General features: G+C 69.1%; 8 protein-coding genes. All 8 read left to right on the top strand.

Annotated features, from left to right (window positions below; genetic code table 11):
• Positions 1-267 (top strand): DUF2384 domain-containing protein (locus Q8Q85_15175; GenBank protein MDP3775601.1); only part of this gene is annotated, 267 nt, incomplete at its 5' end.
• Entirely contained in the window at positions 264-770 is a 507-nt protein-coding gene (locus Q8Q85_15170; protein MDP3775600.1) for an RES family NAD+ phosphorylase, read from the top strand. The genes Q8Q85_15175 and Q8Q85_15170, both read left to right, overlap by 4 nt.
• 181 nt (positions 771-951) lie before the next feature.
• Positions 952-1,260 carry a helix-hairpin-helix domain-containing protein gene (locus tag Q8Q85_15165; GenBank protein ID MDP3775599.1) on the top strand — a complete coding sequence of 103 codons (309 nt, stop codon included), beginning with the start codon at positions 952-954 and terminating at the stop codon, positions 1,258-1,260.
• A gap of 128 nt (positions 1,261-1,388) precedes the next feature.
• Positions 1,389-1,781 (top strand): hypothetical protein, encoded by a 393-nt coding sequence (locus tag Q8Q85_15160; GenBank protein MDP3775598.1) that lies wholly within the window; start codon positions 1,389-1,391, stop codon positions 1,779-1,781.
• Between the two features lie 25 nt (positions 1,782-1,806).
• Positions 1,807-2,211 carry a peptide-methionine (R)-S-oxide reductase MsrB gene (msrB, locus tag Q8Q85_15155; GenBank protein ID MDP3775597.1) on the top strand — a complete coding sequence of 135 codons (405 nt, stop codon included), beginning with the start codon at positions 1,807-1,809 and terminating at the stop codon, positions 2,209-2,211.
• 49 nt (positions 2,212-2,260) lie between these two features.
• Positions 2,261-2,404, top strand: a complete 144-nt coding sequence (locus Q8Q85_15150; protein ID MDP3775596.1) for a hypothetical protein — start codon at positions 2,261-2,263, stop codon at positions 2,402-2,404.
• Positions 2,397-2,786 (top strand): RNA-binding S4 domain-containing protein, encoded by a 390-nt coding sequence (locus tag Q8Q85_15145; protein MDP3775595.1) that lies wholly within the window; start codon positions 2,397-2,399, stop codon positions 2,784-2,786. Before Q8Q85_15150 ends, Q8Q85_15145 begins: the two co-directional genes overlap by 8 nt.
• 110 nt (positions 2,787-2,896) lie before the next feature.
• On the top strand, positions 2,897-3,286 hold the full coding sequence (locus Q8Q85_15140) for a hypothetical protein (GenBank protein ID MDP3775594.1): 390 nt from the start codon (positions 2,897-2,899) through the stop codon (positions 3,284-3,286).
• Positions 3,287-3,355: the final 69 nt, after the last annotated feature.

Below are 3,355 nucleotides of genomic sequence, written 5' to 3'. Positions count from 1 at the left end.
ATCGGCGTCTCCAGCCGCTCGATCGCCCGTTGGCGCGAGGCCAGGAACCGGCCCAGCCCGCGGCACGTGATGGCGGCCGAGCAGATGCTGGAGCTGGCGCAGGCGCTCGACGCTGCCTTCGGGCGTGACCGAACGGGCATGCAGGAATGGCTGCACCAGCCCTTGCCGGCTCTACGCCGCCGCTCCCCGCTCCGCGCCATCGTCGCCGGAGACGTCGCCGACGTCATCAGTCTGCTCGCCAGCGCCGAGAGCGGAGCCTTCGCCTGACGCGTTTCGCGGGCCGCGTCTGGCGGCACGTCCGCGCCGGCGCCGTCCCGCTGCACCTGGGCAAGCTCTGGAAGCACGCGGAAGGCCGCTGGAACCGGCGCGGCGAGTACGCTTGTCTCTACACCGCGCTCACCCGCGCCGGCGCTCTGGCCGAGCTGGCGCGCGCGCGTTTGCGCTACGGTAGGGCGCTCGGCCCGCGGGAGCTGGTTTCGATTGACGTCACGCTGGCTCCAGTGCTGAACCTCACCGACCGGAGGTCGCTTCGCCGGGCGGCGCTGGGCGCCGGCGTCAAGGACGAGCCCGCGTTGCTCACGGCCGATGGAGATGAGGCGCTCGAGCACTGCCGCCGCCTCGCGGACTGGGCGCGCTCAGAGGGGTACACCGCGCTGCTCGTCCCATCGGCCTCGGCGCCCGGAGAGACCAACCAGGTGATCTACTTCGACGTGGTCGCGCCCAAGCAGCTCGAGATTGACGACGGGCCCGACCGGGAGCGGGTGCCCTGAGCAGCTACCCCATGCGCTCGGCGCGGCCGCCGAGTCAATGCGAGCGGAAGTAGTCCCTTCGGACGAGGCCCGTCAGCGCCCATAACCTGTTAGGCAGAACCACTGCATTCCGGCGCGAAATCGTGCGACACCCCCACTCAAGAGGCTTGACGGAAGCTGACCTTCGGTGGTTATTCGGGGCATGACTGTTTCCCCATCACGCCCGGCCCCTGGGACACCAGGCAGGAAAGCGCGTCGCGCGCCACCTGACGACCTCCAGTCCATCCCGGGCGTCGGCCCCAGCATCGCCCAGGACCTGCAAGACCTGGGCATCGGGTGCGTCGCGGACCTGAAGGGGCGGGACCCCGAGGAGATGTACGATCGCATTTGCCTCCAGCGGGGCGTCCACCAGGACCGTTGCCTGCTATACGTGTTCCGCTGCGCGGTGTACTTCGCGGGCACGCCTCGGCCTAACGCCCAGAAGCTCAAGTGGTGGAACTGGAAAGACTAGCCGCGGGTGGCGTCGCGACGGGGTCGCGCGAGGTCATCGAGCCCGGCGCAGGACGGCGCCCTCCGCTTGACCGCCGGCGCCGGCGCGGTGTAACGTCGCGGAGTCGTTCTCACCCGTGGAGTGGTCACATGGCGACCCGCGCGCGCAAGCCGGCGGCGAAACGCACTACCAAGGACTTCGGCGCCACCCTGGCCGGACTCGAGAAGATCCTGAGCCCATACGGGAAGAAGCTCACCGTATCCAGATCGGCTTCCTATGGACTCACGCTCCTCGGCAATCCAACGAAGACGTACCCGGGCGGGTTGATGTTCGCCGCGGCCGCGGTGAAGAAGAACTACGTGAGCTACCATCTGATGCCGGTGTACATGCTGCAGGGCAGCATCTCGCCGGCCTTGAAGGCCCGGATGCAGGGCAAGGCGTGCTTCAACTTCACCGCTCCCGACGCCGTGCTGTTCAAGGAGCTGGCCGACCTCACCCGGCGAGGCTACGAAGGATTCCGCAAGATGGGGTACGTACCGTGATGCCGGTTCGCACGGCCGTGAGACCATGACCGACAAGATCCAGAAGACCGACGCCGAGTGGCGGGCCCAGTTGACGCCCGAGCAGTTCCGGGTGGCGCGCCAGCAGGGCACCGAGCCTGCCTTCGCCGGCGCGTACTGGGACTGTCACGACGCGGGCACCTATCGCTGCGTCTGCTGCGGCGCCGAGCTATTCGCTTCGGGGACGAAGTTCGACTCCGGCACCGGCTGGCCGAGCTTCAGCGCGCCGGCCGGCGAGGCGAGCGTGGAGGAGCAGCGCGATGCCAGCCACGGGATGGTCCGCGCCGAAGTCCACTGCGCGCGCTGCGGCGCGCACCTGGGCCACGTCTTCCCGGACGGCCCGCGTCCCACCGGCCTCCGGTACTGCATCAATTCGGCGTCGCTGAAGCTGGACCCCAAGCCACAGGGCTGAGCGCGGTCGGGCAGGATCGCGCACGCGTCGCCACGGTGCGAAACCGCGCATGACGCAGCATACTCTGACGATGGCCCAACCCCGCCTCGCCACCCTCGCCGACCTCCCCACGATCCGGGCGCTCATCCCGCTCTTGCCGGGCGCGGAGGTGCTGCCCATCGTGCGCATGCGCATGGAGCTGGCTGGTGGATGAGCAGGAAGCAGTCCGCGTGGACAAGTGGCTGTGGGCGGCGCGCTTCTTCAAGACGCGCGCCCTCGCCGCCCTGGCTCTCGGGGGCGGCAGAGTCGAGGTGAATGGGGCCAAGGCGAAGCCCGCCAAGGCGGTTCGCCCCGGCGACGTGATCCGTCTGCGGCTCGGCCCCTACGAGCACCTGATCACGGTCCTTGCGCTCTCGGCGCGGCGCGGGTCCGCCGCTCTTGCCGCAGCGCTCTACGAGGAGGATCCGGCCGGCAGGGCCCGCCGCCTGCGGTTGGCCGAGCAGCACCGGATAGCCCAGCAGGCCTTCTCCCACGGCCAAGGGAAGCCGTCCAGGAAGGAGCGCCGCGATATCAGCCGGCTCAAAGGGAAAGCCTGACGGCCGGCGCCCGCGAAGCGGGCTGATCCGGAATCGGGAGCGGACGCCCTTTCTTTTCGCGACCGGATCGGAGCCGTATCTTGGCCCGGTCCTTCTCGTCGAGGCCCGCCGTGATCATAACCCTCCTTGCCGCCACGTTCGTCATCTCGCTCTCCGTCGCGCTCCTGATAGCGTTCCTGTTCCGGAGCCCGGTGCGGCAGATCATGAATCGCGTCGTGGCCGAGGCGCTGGGCGAGGCCTGGGTGCGCTACATCACTCTCGCGATCGTCGTGGTGGGCGTCTCCGGCGGCGTGCAGGTCTGGAACCTCGAGAAGTACCTCAACCCGCCGAAGGACCAGCCGCCGCTGGTCCTGAACGCTGACCGGTGGGTGCTCGAGATCTACCGCGCCATCATCGGTACAGCGCAGAGCATCACCTGGATGCTGCTGGTGTTCTTCGCGTTCGCGCTCATCGCGTACGTGATGGTGCGGAACTCGGAGCGCAGCCAGGCGAGGGGCTAGGCCTGCCGTGCGCCGGCAGCCGGTCAGCGTCCTGAAGGACGCGCTCGGCGAGGGCGCGTTCTGAAGAAC

Source organism: Gemmatimonadales bacterium (assembly GCA_030697825.1).
Lineage (GTDB): Bacteria > Gemmatimonadota > Gemmatimonadetes > Gemmatimonadales > JACORV01 > JACORV01.
The sequence above is the reverse complement of the archived record's forward strand: the minus strand, read 5'-3'. Positions and strand labels throughout refer to the sequence as shown.

Bases quoted from the DNA above. Each gene is read 5' to 3' on its own strand.
- Q8Q85_15165 (MDP3775599.1), top strand. From the start codon at position 952: ATGACTGTTTCCCCATCACGCCCGGCCCCTGGGACACCAGGCAGGAAA.
- Q8Q85_15160 (MDP3775598.1), top strand. From the start codon at position 1,389: ATGGCGACCCGCGCGCGCAAGCCGGCGGCGAAACGCACTACCAAGGAC.
- msrB (MDP3775597.1), top strand. From the start codon at position 1,807: ATGACCGACAAGATCCAGAAGACCGACGCCGAGTGGCGGGCCCAGTTG.
- Q8Q85_15150 (MDP3775596.1), top strand. From the start codon at position 2,261: ATGACGCAGCATACTCTGACGATGGCCCAACCCCGCCTCGCCACCCTC.